The organism is Streptomyces sp. NRRL F-5650 (assembly GCF_000721365.1).
Classification (GTDB): Bacteria; Actinomycetota; Actinomycetes; order Streptomycetales; family Streptomycetaceae; genus Streptomyces; species Streptomyces ardesiacus.
In genome coordinates this window covers 22,373-36,790 of the sequence record NZ_JOGV01000038.1, presented here as the reverse complement: position 1 = coordinate 36,790, position 14,418 = coordinate 22,373, and the positions used below count along the sequence as shown (strand labels likewise).

12 protein-coding genes are annotated in these 14,418 nt (G+C 72.3%); 9 read left to right on the top strand and 3 right to left on the bottom strand.

Going from position 1 to position 14,418, the window contains the following annotated elements; genetic code table 11:
- Positions 1-111: 111 nt before the first annotated feature.
- On the bottom strand, positions 112-1,485 hold the full coding sequence (locus tag IG88_RS0128140) for a diaminopimelate decarboxylase (RefSeq protein WP_037836882.1): 1,374 nt from the start codon (positions 1,483-1,485) through the stop codon (positions 112-114).
- Positions 1,486-1,665: 180 nt separating this feature from the next.
- On the opposite strand from IG88_RS0128140, the gene hutU reads away from it, so the two are divergent.
- The 5 genes from hutU to IG88_RS0128115 are packed head-to-tail and all read left to right on the top strand — an operon-like array spanning position 1,666 to position 7,521.
- On the top strand, positions 1,666-3,366 hold the full coding sequence (gene hutU, locus IG88_RS0128135) for a urocanate hydratase (RefSeq protein ID WP_051852102.1): 1,701 nt from the start codon (positions 1,666-1,668) through the stop codon (positions 3,364-3,366).
- A complete protein-coding gene (locus IG88_RS0128130; protein WP_031047025.1) occupies positions 3,363-4,580 on the top strand; it encodes an allantoate amidohydrolase in 1,218 nt (405 codons plus the stop codon). Before hutU ends, IG88_RS0128130 begins: the two co-directional genes overlap by 4 nt.
- Entirely contained in the window at positions 4,577-5,926 is a 1,350-nt protein-coding gene (locus IG88_RS0128125) for a formimidoylglutamate deiminase (RefSeq protein WP_031047022.1), read from the top strand. Before IG88_RS0128130 ends, IG88_RS0128125 begins: the two co-directional genes overlap by 4 nt.
- Before the next feature lie 50 nt (positions 5,927-5,976).
- Complete coding sequence (hutI, locus tag IG88_RS0128120; protein WP_031047020.1) at positions 5,977-7,152, top strand: imidazolonepropionase; 1,176 nt, start codon at positions 5,977-5,979, stop codon at positions 7,150-7,152.
- Between the two features lie 36 nt (positions 7,153-7,188).
- The gene (locus IG88_RS0128115; RefSeq protein ID WP_031047018.1) at positions 7,189-7,521 is read left to right on the top strand and encodes a hypothetical protein; all 333 of its coding nucleotides are present in this window, start codon (positions 7,189-7,191) and stop codon (positions 7,519-7,521) included.
- Between the two features lie 81 nt (positions 7,522-7,602).
- Here IG88_RS0128115 and IG88_RS0128110 read toward each other — a convergent pair whose 3' ends face one another.
- Positions 7,603-8,529, bottom strand: a complete 927-nt coding sequence (locus tag IG88_RS0128110) for an RNA polymerase sigma factor SigF (RefSeq protein WP_031047015.1) — start codon at positions 8,527-8,529, stop codon at positions 7,603-7,605.
- Positions 8,530-8,769: 240 nt separating this feature from the next.
- Here IG88_RS0128110 and IG88_RS0128105 point away from each other — a divergent pair, with 240 nt between their 5' ends.
- On the top strand, positions 8,770-9,147 hold the full coding sequence (locus IG88_RS0128105; RefSeq protein ID WP_031047012.1) for an STAS domain-containing protein: 378 nt from the start codon (positions 8,770-8,772) through the stop codon (positions 9,145-9,147).
- 196 nt (positions 9,148-9,343) lie between these two features.
- Positions 9,344-9,889 carry an ATP-binding protein gene (locus IG88_RS0128100; RefSeq protein ID WP_031047009.1) on the top strand — a complete coding sequence of 182 codons (546 nt, stop codon included), beginning with the start codon at positions 9,344-9,346 and terminating at the stop codon, positions 9,887-9,889.
- A 468-nt stretch (positions 9,890-10,357) separates the two neighbouring features.
- Here IG88_RS0128100 and IG88_RS0128095 read toward each other — a convergent pair whose 3' ends face one another.
- Positions 10,358-11,854 (bottom strand): MFS transporter, encoded by a 1,497-nt coding sequence (locus IG88_RS0128095; RefSeq protein WP_031047006.1) that lies wholly within the window; start codon positions 11,852-11,854, stop codon positions 10,358-10,360.
- Positions 11,855-12,407: 553 nt separating this feature from the next.
- On the opposite strand from IG88_RS0128095, the gene IG88_RS0128090 reads away from it, so the two are divergent.
- Entirely contained in the window at positions 12,408-13,085 is a 678-nt protein-coding gene (locus IG88_RS0128090; protein WP_019329973.1) for a response regulator transcription factor, read from the top strand.
- A gap of 49 nt (positions 13,086-13,134) precedes the next feature.
- On the top strand, positions 13,135-14,409 hold the full coding sequence (gene draK, locus IG88_RS0128085; protein WP_031047003.1) for a two-component system sensor histidine kinase DraK: 1,275 nt from the start codon (positions 13,135-13,137) through the stop codon (positions 14,407-14,409).
- The last annotated feature ends 9 nt before the right edge of the window (positions 14,410-14,418 follow it).

The window sequence follows — 14,418 nt, the reverse complement described above, 5'->3', positions numbered from 1 at the left end:
CGCGGTCTGACGGGAAGGCAGGGCGCGCGGTCTGACGGGAAGGCAGGGGCGCGCGGTTCGCCCGCTCAGGGGCAGGGCGAACCGCGCGACGGCCCACGACGGACGCGCGCCCTACGAGGCATCCGCATCGTCATGGGGGAACGCGACGGTCAGCGAGTCGCCGTACTCCCCACCCGCCTCGGCCACGATCTCCTCGACCGTCTGCGCCCTGCGCACCGGCGCGAAGACGACACCCCCGTCGCCGCCCGAGGCGAACCCGTACACCGCGGGCCGCGCCAGCGAGTTGTAGGCGTAGTGGTGCGCGAAGTAGTACGCCCCGGTGTCCAGTGCCGCCGCGTAGTCCCCCTGCGCGAGGAGCGGCATCGCCCGGCCCACGGCCAGCAGGTCCCCCGCGAAGCACGCCGGACCGGCCACGTCCTGCACCACGTCGGGCCCTGTCCTGGGCAGGCCCTTGCCGTCGTACGCGGCGATCCGCAACGGCCACGCCTGCGGCGCGTACACCGTCCGCGTCGCGACCTGCACGCCCGCGTGCGTCACCGCGACCGGCCGCCCGCCGGCGCTCTTGGCGTACTCCACGCGCGCCACGACCGTGCCGTGCTTGGCCAGCAGCGACCGCCCGAACTCGGTGACCAGCCCGTACCGCCCGTCGAACAGTCCCGGCACCGTCTCGTTCAGCACGCGCGCGTACGCGGCGTACGTCGGCGCCGTCTCCTCCGACGCGAAGTTCACCGGGAGGCCGCCGCCGATGTCGAGCGTGTCGACCTGCCTGCGGCCCGCCCGCTCGTTGATCTCCTCGGCGAGCGCGTACGCCTCCCGCACCCCCTCGGCCATCAGGGCCAGCGGGATGCCCTGGGACCCGGTGTGCGCGTGCAGCCGGGTCAGCCACGGCCGGTCCAGGTACGCCCGCACCACCCACTCGCGCGCCCCCTCGTCGCGCAGGGCCACCCCGAACTTCGAGGTCGCCGTCGCCGTGGACAGCGCCTCGATCGAGCCCCCGCCGACCTGCGGATTGACCCGGATGCCGAGCGGGGAGGCGCTGGTCCCCCGGGACACCAGGCCGTCGAGGCGCTCCAGCTCCTGGGGATTGTCCGCGTTGAGGGCGATGCCCAGCGCCAGGGCCTCGCGCAGCTCGTCCGGCGTCTTGGCGGGCGAGTCCAGCACCGTCCGCCCGGCCGGCACCCCCGCCGCCCGCGCCAGGGCCAGCTCGCCCGGGCTCGCGACCTCGGCGCCGATGCCCGCCTCGTGCAGCAGCCGCACCACCGGCACCAGCGGGCACGCCTTCACCGCGAAGGCGTGCAGCACGGGGGTCCCCGGCGCCGTCACCGCTTCGAACGCCGAACGCAGGGCCGCGGCCGACTCCCGTATCCCGGTGACGTCCAGCAGCCCGACGATCGGTGTGCCGGGCCCCAGCAGCCCCTGCTCCACGGCCGCCCGCACCGCCCGGTCCCGCCGTACCGCCCGCTGCGCGCCGCCGTCGCCGCTCATGTCCGTGTCCTCGCTCACGCCGCCTCCATACCGTCGCTGCCTGCCTGCCCGACACGTCCCTCCCCACACTCGCACGCGCGCCGCGCGGGGCACGACCCTGTTGACTAGCTCTATTCACGAAGCGAGGATGTGAATATCCGTAGCAACATCCGCCGGGAGCCAAGCACCAGGAGGCAGACCATGTCCGGACCCCGCCCTGTCCGCGCCCCACGCGGGACGACGCCGAGTGCCCTGGGCTGGCAGCAGGAGGCAGCCCTGCGGATGCTGCAGAACAACCTCGACCCCGAGGTCGCCGAGCACCCCGACAAGCTCGTCGTCTACGGCGGCACCGGCAAGGCGGCCCGCGACTGGCGCTCCTTCGACGCGATGGTCCGCACCCTGCGCACCCTCAAGCAGGACGAGACGATGCTCGTCCAGTCCGGCCGCCCGGTCGGCGTCATGCAGACCCACGAGTGGGCCCCGCGCGTCCTCATCGCCAACTCCAACCTGGTCGGCGACTGGGCCAACTGGGAGGAGTTCCGCCGTCTGGAAGCCCTCGGCCTGACCATGTACGGGCAGATGACGGCCGGCTCCTGGATCTACATCGGCACCCAGGGCATCCTCCAGGGCACCTACGAGACCTTCGCCGCCGTCGCCGCGAAGAAGTTCGGCGGCACGCTGGCCGGGACCATCACCCTCACCGCCGGCCTCGGCGGCATGGGCGGCGCCCAGCCCCTCGCGGTCACCATGAACGACGGCGTCGTCATCTGCGTCGACTGCGATCCCCGCGCCATCGACCGCCGCATCGAGCACCGCTACCTCGACGTGAAGGCCGACTCGCTCGACCACGCCCTCCGGCTGGCCACCGAGGCACGGGACCGGCGCGAGCCGCTGTCCGTCGGCGTCCTCGGCAACGCCGCCGAGCTGGTCCCGCAGCTCCTCGCCATGGGCGCCCCGATCGACATCGTCACCGACCAGACCTCGGCCCACGACCCGCTGGCCTACCTCCCCGCCGGCATCGCCTTCGAGGACATGGCCGACGCCGCCGCCAAGGACCCGGCCGGCTTCACCACCCGCGCCCGCGAGTCCATGGCCCGGCACGTCGAGGCCATGGTCGGCTTCCAGGACGCCGGCGCCGAGGTCTTCGACTACGGCAACTCCATCCGCGGCGAGGCCCAGCTCGCCGGCTACGACCGGGCCTTCGCCTTCCCCGGCTTCGTCCCCGCCTACATCCGCCCCCTGTTCTGCGAGGGCAAGGGCCCCTTCCGCTGGGCCGCCCTGTCCGGAGACCCCGCCGACATCGCCAGGACCGACAAGGCGATCCTCGACCTCTTCCCCGAGAACGAGTCCTTGGCGCGCTGGATCAAGATGGCCGGTGAGCGCGTCCACTTCCAGGGCCTGCCCGCCCGCATCTGCTGGCTCGGCTACGGCGAGCGCGACAAGGCCGGCGAGCGGTTCAACGACATGGTCGCGAGCGGCGAGCTGGCCGCCCCGATCGTCATCGGCCGCGACCACCTCGACTGCGGCTCCGTCGCCTCCCCGTACCGCGAGACCGAGGCCATGCTCGACGGCTCCGACGCCATCGCCGACTGGCCCCTGCTCAACGCCATGGTCAACGTGGCCTCCGGCGCCTCCTGGGTCTCCCTCCACCACGGCGGCGGCGTCGGCATGGGCCGCTCCCTGCACGCCGGGCAGGTCACCGTCGCCGACGGCACCCCGCTCGCCGGGGAGAAGATCCGCCGCGTCCTCACCAACGACCCCGGCATGGGCGTCATCCGGCACGTCGACGCCGGGTACGACATCGCCGAGTCGGTGGCCGGGGAACGGGGCGTGCGGGTGCCCATGCGCGAGGGTGACCAGGCGCCCGTGAGCGACGCGACGGCCGAGGGTGACGGCGCGTGAGCTTCCACAGCATGTGGGCGGAGCTGCTGCCGGTCGGCCGCAGCTCCGCCTCCGGCGGCTACCGCCGCTACGCCTGGACCGGCGCCGACGCCGACTGCCGGACCTGGTTCCAGGAGCAGGCCGAGGCACGCGGCCTCGCCTTCGAGACCGACCGCAACGGCAACCAGTGGGCCTGGCTCGGCGACCCCGCAGCCGGGAACGCCGTCGTCACCGGGTCCCACCTGGACTCCGTGCCCGACGGCGGCGCCTTCGACGGGCCCCTCGGCGTGGTCTCCGCCTTCGCCGCCCTGGACGAACTGCGCGGAAAGGGAGCGCGGTTCACCAGGCCGGTCGGCATCGTCAACTTCGGCGACGAGGAGGGCGCCCGCTTCGGCCTCGCCTGCGTCGGCTCCCGCCTCACCGCGGGCGCGCTCACCGTGGAGCAGGCCCACCGCCTCACCGACGGCGACGGCATCACCCTCCCGCAGGCGATGGAGTCCGCCGGGTACGACCCCGACACTCTCGGTCCGGACCCCGAACGCCTCGCCCGTATCGGCGCCTTCGTGGAACTCCACGTCGAACAGGGCCGCGCCCTCGACCTGACCGGCGACCGCATCGGCATCGCCTCCGCCATCTGGCCGCACGGACGCTGGCGGTTCGACTTCCGCGGCGAGGCCAACCACGCCGGCACCACCCGCCTCGCCGACCGGCACGACCCGATGCTGCCGTACGCCGAGACCGTGCTCGCCGCCCGCCGCGAGGCCGAGGCGGCCGGTGCCGTCGCCACCTTCGGCAAGATCGGCGTCGAGCCCAACGGCGTCAACGCCGTCCCCTCCCTGGTGCGCGGCTGGCTCGACTCCCGCGCCGCCGACCAGGCGAGCCTGGACACCGTCGTCACCGGCATCGAGAAGGCGGCCCGCGAGTACGCCGCCGCCCACGGTGCGGACCTGGACGTCGTGCGCGAGTCCTTCACGCCCGTCGTCGAGTTCGACCACGCCCTGCGCGACGAACTCGCCCGCATCCTGGGCACGGAGACGGAACTGAGGGTCCCCGTCCTCGGCACCGGCGCCGGACACGACGCCGGGATCCTCGCCGAACGCGTCCCGACCGCCATGCTGTTCGTGCGCAACCCCACCGGCGTCTCGCACTCCCCGGCCGAGCACGCCGCCGAGGACGACTGCGTGGCCGGGGTGACCGCACTCGCCGACGTACTGGAAGGGCTGGCCTGCACGTGACCCCCACCGAGCAGACCCGCACGTACTGGCTGGAGCACGCCTGGCTCGGCACCCACGTCGAGCCGGGCGTCGCCGTGGACGTACGAGGCGGCCGCATCACCGCCGTGCACCAGGGCGCCCCCACCCCGCCGCCCGGCGCCGAGATCCTGCGCGGACTGACCTTGCCGGGGCTGGCCAACGCCCACTCGCACGCCTTCCACCGCGCCCTGCGCGGCACCGTCCAGGTCGGCTCCGGCACCTTCTGGACCTGGCGCGAGGTCATGTACTCCGTCGCCGACCGGCTGACCCCGGACACCTACCACGCCCTCGCCCGCGCCGTGTACGCCGAGATGGCCCTGGCCGGCATCACCACCGTCGGCGAGTTCCACTACGTGCACCACGGCCCCGGCGGCTCGCCCTACGCCGACCCCAACGCGATGGGCGAGGCGCTGATCGGGGCCGCCGCCGAAGCCGGTGTCCGCATCACCCTCCTCGACACCTGCTACCTGTCCTCCGGCTTCGGCGAGCCCCCCAACACCCACCAGCTCCGCTTCTCCGACGGCACGGCGGAACGCTGGGCCGAACGCTGTTCAGTTCTCAAGGAACGGGATCACGCACGGATCGGGGCCGCGATCCACTCCGTACGGGCCGTGCCCGCGGACCAGTTGGCGACCGTGGCGCAGTGGGCCGAGGAGCGGCGGACCCCGCTGCACGTGCACCTGTCCGAGCAGACCGCCGAGAACGACGCCTGCCTGCGGGCCCACGGCCGCACCCCCACCCGGCTCCTCGCCGACCACGGCGTGCTGGGCCCCCGCACCACCGGCGTCCACAACACCCACCTCACCGACGAGGACGTCGCGCTGCTCGGCGGCAGCCGCACCGGCACCTGCATGTGCCCCACCACGGAACGGGACCTGGCCGACGGCATCGGCCCGGCGGCCGCGCTCCAGCGGGCGGGGTCGCCGCTCTCCCTCGGCTCCGACAGCCACGCCGTCGTCGACCTGCTGGAAGAGGCGCGCGCCATGGAGCTGAACGAGCGCCTGCGCACCCGCGCCCGCGGTCACTGGACCGCCGCGGCCCTGCTGCGCGCCGCCACCGCCGACGGCCACGCCGCACTCGGCTGGGACGACACCGGCCGCATCGAGACCGGGGCCCGCGCCGACCTCACGACGATCGCGCTGGACTCGGTCAGAACGGCGGGGCCACTGCCCAGGCTCGGCGCCGAGACGGCCGTATTCGCCGCGACGGCAGCGGACGTACGGCACACGGTCGTGGGCGGGCGGTACGTCGTGCGCGACGGGGCGCACGCCCTCGTGCCGGACGTGCCGCAGGCCCTCGCACGGGCCGTCGAAGCCCTGCGCGCCTGACGACCGGACCCCGCCCCCGCCCCCGCCCCCACGAGGACACCAGGGACCCCATGAGCAGCAGCACCGTCATCACCAACATCGCCGCACTCGTCACCAACGACCCCTCCCTCGGCGACCACTCCCCGCTCGGTCTGGTCCGGGACGCGGCCGTCGTCATCGAGGGCGACCGCGTCGCGTGGACCGGTGAATCAAGCAAAGCACCCGCCACTGACAACCGGGTCGACGCCGGCGGCCGGGCGGTCCTCCCGGGCTTCGTGGACTCCCACTCCCACCTGCTCTTCGCGGGCGACCGCACCGAGGAGTTCAACGCCCGCATGTCCGGCCGCCCCTACAGCGCCGGCGGCATCCGCACCACCGTCGCCGCCACCCGCGCCGCGAGCGACGCGGAACTGGAGGCCGGCCTCACGCGCTACCTCGCCGAGGCGCTGCGGCAGGGCACCACCACCTTCGAGACCAAGTCCGGCTACGGCCTGACCACCGCCGACGAGTCCCGTGCCCTGCGCGTCGCCGCCCGCCACACCGACGAGGTCACCTTTCTCGGCGCCCACATCGTCGCCCCCGAACTCGCCGACGACCCCGCCGCCTACGTCGCCCTCGTCACCGGCGAGATGCTCGACGCCTGTGCCCCGCACGCCCGTTGGATCGACGTGTTCTGCGAGAAGGGCGCCTTCGACGGCGACCAGGCCCGCGCGATCCTCACCGCGGGCCGGGCGAAGGGCCTGCACCCCCGCATCCACGCCAACCAGCTCTCCCACGGCCCCGGCGTGCAGCTCGCCGTCGAACTCGACGCCGCCAGCGCCGACCACTGCACCCACCTCACCGACGCCGACGTGGACGCCCTCGCGAACAGCCGTACGGTGGCGACCCTGCTGCCCGGCGCCGAGTTCTCCACCCGCGCCCAGTGGCCGGACGCGCGGCGCCTGATCGACGCCGGTGCCACGGTCGCCCTGTCCACCGACTGCAACCCCGGCTCGTCCTTCACGTCCTCCGTGCCCTTCTGCGTCGCGCTCGCGGTGCGGGACATGGGGATGACGCCGGACGAGGCGGTCTGGGCGGCCACCGCGGGCGGAGCCGCCGCCCTGCGCCGCGACGACGTCGGCCGCCTCACCCCTGGCGCGTACGCCGACCTGACGCTGCTCGACGCCCCGAGCCACGTCCACCTGGCCTACCGGCCCGGCGTTCCGCTGGTCGCGGGGGTGTGGCGGCGGGGCGTGCGTAGGGTGTGAGCGCACGGGCGTCGGCGGGGGAGGGGGACGGGGCGGATGGCGAGGCACTGGCGGGCGTGGGGAGCGCCGTTCCTGGTGAACCTGCTGCTCGGCGTTCCGGCCGTGGTGCCGGTCTACCTCGTCTGGTACGTGCTGGCGAACGGGCCGCTGGCCGAGTACGGCGGGCCCATGCGCAACCCGACGGAGAACGACGGCATGCTGCCCATGCTGGTGGTCGTCTTCCCGGTGGTCGTGCTGTTCGGCCTCATCTGGTGGCTGGTCAATGAACCGCTGCGACGCCGGACCTCCCTCGCTCCGCGTTCGTTCTGGCTGCTGTGCGTCCTGGTGCCGTTGTGGCCGACGGCCGCGATGGTCGTCGGCTCTCTGTGAGGGACGGCAGCCCGAAGGGGGGCGGCCCGGCTTCGGACCACCCCCCTTGAGGGCAAGGGACACCCGGTCGGGGCCCGGGGACTACTCCTCGACCGTGAGCCCCTTGCGCAGCCGTACGAGTGTGCGCGACAGCAGCCGCGAGACGTGCATCTGGGAGATGCCCAGCTCCTCGCCGATCTCCGACTGGGTCATGCCCGCGACGAAACGCAGGGAGAGGATCTTCCGGTCCCGCGAGGGCAGTTCGGCGATGAGCGGCTTCAGCGACTCGACGTACTCGATGCCCTCGAGGCCGTGGTCCTCGTAGCCGATGCGGTCGGCGAGCGCGCCCTCCGCGTCGTCCTCCTCCGGCTGGGCGTCCAGCGAGGAGGCCGTGTAGGCGTTGGACGCCGCCATGCCCTCGACGACCTCGTCCTTGGACAGGCCGAGGTGCTCGGCCAGCTCGGACACCGTGGGGGCCCGGTCGAGGCGCTGGGCCAGTTCGTCGCCGGCCTTCGCCAGGTCCAGCCGCAGCTCCTGGAGGCGGCGCGGCACGCGCACGGACCACGAGGTGTCGCGGAAGAAGCGCTTGATCTCACCGATGATGGTCGGCATCGCGAACGTGGGGAACTCCACCCCGCGCGACAGCTCGAAGCGGTCGATCGCCTTGATCAGGCCGATGGTGCCGACCTGGATGATGTCCTCCATCGGCTCGCTGCGCGAGCGGAAGCGGGAGGCGGCGAACTTGACCAGCGCGAGGTTCAGCTCGACGAGCGTGTTGCGTACGTACGCGTACTCATGGGTGCCTTCCTCCAGCGACTCCAGCCGCTCGAAGAGGGTCTTGGACAGCGCCCTGGCGTCCGCCGGAGCGACCTCGTCGTACGCGGGGATGTCCGGAAGCCCGGCGAGTGCGTCGTCGTGGTCGACGACCGCTTCCTGCTGCTCGATGGGATCCAGATGTTCCGGAGGGAGTGTCGACGTCGCTTGGTGGGTACGCGATGCGTCGAGCCGGGGTGACATGATGTCCTCCATCGTTCTCGGCATACGGCTGCCGAAGCCAAATACGTGCACTGCGGTGTGCGGCGCCTCCAAAGCCGGCCGTGTCGGTTTACGTGTCCTACTAGCCCTACCGGGTTTACCGAGCTGACCGCAAGTGTGTTATGTGGGGGTATGTCCGTTTGTGTGCGGTTGTTCGGGTGTCGGAGTGCGGTGGGAAGGCGTAGTGTTCGAGGGCGTCAGCAGGCAGTCACGACCTCGGGAGAGAGAAACGGCATGGACCGCGGGACGGTCGGCCAGGCCCAGTCGGGCCGGCTTCTGGTCGAGGTGCGGGAAGAGGGCCCCAGTGCCGTCGTGACCCCGGCGGGTGAGCTGGATCACCACACCGCCGAGCTGTTGCGCGAGCCGCTGGAGGACTGTCTCGCCAAGGGATTCAACCGGCTCGTCGTGGACTGCTCACGACTGGAGTTCTGCGACTCCACGGGACTCAACGTCCTGCTCGGGGCGCGTCTGAAGGCAGAGGCGGCGGGGGGCGGAGTGCACTTGGTGGCCATGCAGCCGGTGGTGGCCCGGGTCTTCGAGATCACGGGGGCCGAAGCGGTCTTCACCCTTCATGACACGCTTGCGGCCGCCCTGGCCGACGAGTCCGGCTGAGCCGGTCCTTGTCCGGCCGGCGGAGGGGCTCGTGCGTTTCCCGGGGCGGGTGTTTTCGCGCCGCTCCGGGTTTCGTGGCGAATACAGGGTGTTCGCACGGTCCGGTCGGGCAGGAGACACCCTGAACCGGCTGTGTACGACATTGCTGACGACGACTTTGAAACGTGAACTGGTGAATCGGTGAGGTGAAGCGCTGATGAGCACCACCCGGCCCTACTCGCCGGGCGACCGCGGTCCGGAGCCCAGCGGCGCTTCCGGGGCGCCCGCGTCCGCGCCGGTGCCTTCCTCGGGGGTTCCCGGGGCGGCGTCCGTGTCCTCCCCGGAGGGCGGTGGGCGGCAGGCCCGCCGGCTGAGCTTCGAGGACGCGAGCGGGGTCGTTCCGCTGGCCCGCGACTTCACCCGTGAGGCGCTGTACGCCTGGGGCTGGCTGCCGTCCGCCACCGCGGACCAGCGGGCCGCCGCCGAGGACGTACTGCTCGTGGTGTCCGAGCTGGTCACCAACGCCTGCCTGCACGCCGAGGGGCCGGACGAGCTGCGGATCACCTGCGAGAAGAAGGTGATCCGGCTGGAGGTCTCCGACCGCGGTACGGGACAGCCGGCCCCGAGGACCCCGCACCGCGCTGGGCGTCCCGGCGGCCACGGCATGTTCATCGTGCAGCGACTGTGCCTGGACTGGGGCGTCGTGCGGACCCCGGGGGTCGCGGGCAAGCGCGTCTGGGCGGAGCTGGGCGCTCCGGCGTAGCCCCGCGGCAGCCCGCGGCGCACGCGCGGGGCCGCCCTGCGCGCTCCGCCCGCCCCGACCGCCCGTCTCGGCGGACCAGCCGGGCGCCGGTTCGCGCCCGCGGCGCCGGGGCGGAGTTGCGCCCGCCCACCGTCTGTCCTGGTGAACCAGGAGGGCGCTGTTTCCCGTTACCCAGCCCCGGATCTCCGTGTGCGTGCGTGCCTGCGACGTCGCCGCGAGGTTGTACCCGCGCACTGCCCGGCTCCGTGGACCGCGTGGCGGCTGCCCTTGGGACTTGGTCCGGACTCCGTGTGGGCCGTGGTGCTTGCACGGGGGGATGCTCGGTCGAAGTCCGTGAGGCCCGCCCCCGGAGGCTCAGCTCCCGCGAGGCCCCTGGACTTCCCCCGGCCGACGTGAAGAAGACGAGGAGGGCCCCCTCATCCGGGCTGGATGAGGGGGCCCTCCTCGCGAGGCAGCCGTCCGCCGGTCTCAGCGCACGTCGCCCATGAGCTGCTTGACGCGCTTGCGGTACATCCAGATCGCCACGCCCGCGATCACCGCGAGCGTCGCCTCCGCGGCGACGATGCCGGTCTTGTTGAGGTCGACGCCGGCGATGGAGAGCAGGCCGGTCGTGGCGTCGCCCGCGGTGACGGCCAGGAACCAGACGCCCATCATCTGCGAGGCGTACTTCACCGGCGCCATCTTCGTCGTCACCGACAGGCCGACCGGGGAGAGCATCAGCTCACCGCAGGTCTGGACGAAGTAGATCGCCACCAGCCACATGGCCGCCGCCTTGTGGCCGCCCTCCGCGATGCCCAGCGGGGCCAGGAAGAGGAAGAAGGACGCGCCGACCAGGACGAGGCCGCCGCAGAACTTGACGACCGTGCTCGGTTCCTTGCCCCGGCGGTTGAGCGCCATCCACAGCGTGGCGAAGACCGGGGCCAGGGCCATGATGATGACCGGGTTGACCGACTGGTACCAGGAGACCGGGAAAGTCCAGCCGAAGACGCTGTTGTCGGCCGAGGAGTCGGCGAACAGCGACAGGGTCGAGCCGCCCTGGTCGTAGATCATCCAGAACACGGCCGCCGCGACGAAGAACCAGATGTACGCCGACATCTTGGACTGCTCCGCGCGGTCCAGGGACTTGTCACGCTTGATGTTGGTCAGCACCAGCACCGGGATGATCACACCGAGCAGCGTCAGCGGGACCAGGATCCAGTTCAGGGTGTAGTGGCCGGAGAAGCCGACCACCGCGTAGAAGACGACGGCCAGCGCGGCCCAGAACGCGGCCTTGCGCAGCGTCGAGGACTTCTCCTGGGCGGACAGCGGCTTGGGGACCACGCTGGAGTGCGGGGCCAGGTGGCGGCTGCCGATCAGGAACTGGAGCACGCCCAGGCCCATGCCGACCGCGGCGAGCGCGAAGCCCAGGTGCCAGTTGACGCTCTCGCCGATGGTGCCGATGGTCAGCGGCGCCACGAAGGCACCGAGGTTGATGCCCATGTAGAAGACGGTGAAGCCACCGTCGCGGCGCGGGTCGTCGGGACCGTCGTAGAGCTGGCCGACCATCGTGGAGATGTTGGCCTTGAGCAGACCCGAGCCGATGGCGACCAGACCGAGGCCCGCGTAGAACGTGCCGGCGGACGGCAGCGCCAGCGTGAGGTGGCCGAGCATGATCACGCCGCCGGCGATGGCGACGGTCTTGCGCGGCCCCCACACGCGGTCGCCGAACCAGCCGCCCGGCATCGTGAGCAGGTACACCAGCGAGAGGTACACCGAGTAGATCGCCGTCGCGGTGCCGGCGTTGAGGCCGAGGCCGCCCTGGGCGACGAGGTACAGCGGGAGCAGAGCCCTCATGCCGTAGTAGGAGAACCTCTCCCACATCTCGGTCATGAAGAGTGTGGCCAGTCCGCGGGGGTGGCCGAAGAAGGTCTTCCCGGTTCCGGGGGTGCCCGGGGTGACCGAGTCCTTCGTCAGGCTGGACGCCATGGTCGTTCCTTGCTGGTCGGGACGCGCTCATGAGGCGATGCGCGCCCGGTGGGGGGCGGCCGGCACCGGCGAGCCTTCTCCGCCCGTCCCACGCCTGAGGGATTCCGCTCCGGACTGCGAAGCGGTGGGCGGCGGCCACCGGGATCCACGCCTCTGCGCGCGTCACTGCACGCGGTGAGGCCCGGCCACAGGTCATTCCTTTCAAGGCCGGCCGTGGGGGCCGGCCCGCACACAAAAGGACCCTTAGCGTCGAAACGTTCGCCAAAGGTCCTCTGGGTACTACAGGCGCTGATTCACCATACGGCAGGACACCGCACGATATGGAAGGGCTTGAGACACGGATCACAGGTAATTGCGGAACCGCGAACGATCTTTCGAAGGTTTATTACAGGATGGCACCCCACAGCCGCAGGTTCCGAGGCGGGGGTGGGCGCGGGGCCGGGGCCCGGCCGGCCGGTGCCCGGCCCACAGGCCGTGCACAGGTGTCACGTGGGCGGGAGGACCTCGGCGCGATCTTGCCCGGGCGTTGCTCCGAGCGGTCTACCATCAGCTCATGACCCGTGTACTGCTCGCCGAGGACGACGCTTCCATCTCGGAGCCGCTGGCCCGCGCACTGCGCAGGGAAGGGTACGAGGTCGAGGTGCGTGAGGACGGACCCACCGCACTCGACGCGGGGCTGCAGGGCGGCATCGACCTGGTCGTGCTGGACCTCGGCCTGCCGGACATGGACGGTCTCGAGGTCGCCCGCCGGCTGCGGTCCGAGGGCCACGCCGTTCCCATCCTGATCCTGACCGCGCGTGCCGACGAGGTGGACACCGTCGTGGGTCTGGACGCGGGCGCCGACGACTACGTCACCAAGCCCTTCCGCCTGGCCGAGCTGCTGGCCCGGGTCCGGGCCCTGCTGCGGCGCGGTGCCGTCGAGCCGCCGCAGCCGCCCGCCACCCACGGCGTGCGCATCGACGTCGAGTCGCACCGGGCCTGGATGGGCGAGGAGGAGCTGCAGCTCACCGCGAAGGAGTTCGACCTGCTGCGGGTCCTGGTGCGCGACGCCGGCCGGGTCGTCACCCGCGACCAGCTCATGCGCGAGGTCTGGGACACCACCTGGTGGTCGTCGACCAAGACCCTCGACATGCACATCTCCTGGCTGCGCAAGAAGCTCGGCGACGACGCGGCCAACCCGCGCTACATCGCCACCGTGCGCGGCGTGGGCTTCCGTTTCGAGAAGAACTGATCCCCGAGGGGACCGAGCGGACTCCGAAGGGTCTTCCGGGTAAGAGGACATGCGCCGTCGACTGATCCAGTCCACGCTCGCCGTGGTGCTCGTGGTGATCGCCGTCTTCGGCGTCTCCCTCGTCATCGTCGAGACCCGCACGATCAGCAGCACCGCGCAGGAACGGGTCGACCTGGAGGCGGTGCGGCTGGCCAGCATCGTGGACAGCCGGCTCATCGGCACCGGCACCGTCGACGAGCACTTCCTGCGGGAGCAGATCCGAGACGCCCGGTACGCCGTCATCCGCATCCCCGGCGAGCCGGTCGTCGAGGTCGGCGAGAAGCCGTCCGGCGACGTCCTGCGGGGCCGGGCCACCGGTGAGGAGGGCGAGACCGTCCTCGTCGAGGAGCCCAGGTCCTCGGTGACCCGGGAGGTCGGGCGGACCCTGCTGATCATCGGCCTGGTGGCGCTGCTCGCGGTGATCGCCGCCGTACTGCTGGCGATCCGGCAGGCCAACCGTCTCGCCTCGCCGCTCACCGACCTCGCCGAGACCGCCGAACGCCTCGGCTCCGGGGACCCCCGCCCGCGGCACAAGCGGTACGGCGTCCCCGAGCTGGACCGCGTCGCCGACGTCCTGGACTCCTCCGCCGAGCGGATCGCCCGGATGCTGACCGCCGAGCGCCGCCTGGCCGCCGACGCCTCGCACCAGCTCCGTACGCCGCTGACCGCGCTGTCCATGCGGCTGGAGGAGATCACCCTCACCGACGAACCGGAGACCGTGAAGGAGGAGGCGACGATCGCGCTGTCGCAGGTCGAGCGGCTGACGGACGTCGTGGACCGGCTGCTGACCAACTCCCGCGACCCGCGCAGCGGCTCCGCCGTCACCTTCGAGCTGGACGACGTCATCCAGCAGCAGATCGCCGAGTGGCGCCCCGCCTACCGCAGCGAGGGGCGGGCCATCGTCAGCTCCGGCAAACGCCATCTGACGGCCGTGGGCACGCCGGGCGCGGTGGCGCAGGTGCTGGCCGCGCTGATCGAGAACTCCCTGATGCACGGCGGCGGCACCGTCGCCCTGCGGACCCGGGTGACCGGGAACCAGGCCGTGGTCGAGGTCACCGACGAGGGGCCCGGCGTCCCGGCCGACCTGGGGGCGCGGATCTTCGAGCGGGCGATCAGCGGACGCAACTCCACGGGCATCGGCCTCGCCGTCGCCCGCGACCTGGCCGAGGCGGACGGCGGACGGCTGGAGCTGCTCCAGGGACGTCCGCCGGTCTTCGGGCTGTTCCTGTCCCGTACGCATCCCCCGAAGAAGCCCCCGGAGGACGGCGGACGCACGGTGCGCTGAGCGCGGGGA

Coding starts and splice junctions, on each gene's coding strand:
- IG88_RS0128105 (WP_031047012.1), top strand. CDS start 8,770: ATGGACCGCGGGACGGTCGGCCAGGCCCAGTCGGGCCGGCTTCTGGTC.
- hutI (WP_031047020.1), top strand. CDS start 5,977: ATGAGCAGCAGCACCGTCATCACCAACATCGCCGCACTCGTCACCAAC.
- IG88_RS0128115 (WP_031047018.1), top strand. CDS start 7,189: ATGGCGAGGCACTGGCGGGCGTGGGGAGCGCCGTTCCTGGTGAACCTG.
- draK (WP_031047003.1), top strand. CDS start 13,135: ATGCGCCGTCGACTGATCCAGTCCACGCTCGCCGTGGTGCTCGTGGTG.
- IG88_RS0128140 (WP_037836882.1), bottom strand. CDS start 1,485: ATGAGCGGCGACGGCGGCGCGCAGCGGGCGGTACGGCGGGACCGGGCG.
- IG88_RS0128110 (WP_031047015.1), bottom strand. CDS start 8,529: ATGGAGGACATCATGTCACCCCGGCTCGACGCATCGCGTACCCACCAA.
- IG88_RS0128090 (WP_019329973.1), top strand. CDS start 12,408: ATGACCCGTGTACTGCTCGCCGAGGACGACGCTTCCATCTCGGAGCCG.
- hutU (WP_051852102.1), top strand. CDS start 1,666: ATGTCCGGACCCCGCCCTGTCCGCGCCCCACGCGGGACGACGCCGAGT.
- IG88_RS0128100 (WP_031047009.1), top strand. CDS start 9,344: ATGAGCACCACCCGGCCCTACTCGCCGGGCGACCGCGGTCCGGAGCCC.
- IG88_RS0128095 (WP_031047006.1), bottom strand. CDS start 11,854: ATGGCGTCCAGCCTGACGAAGGACTCGGTCACCCCGGGCACCCCCGGA.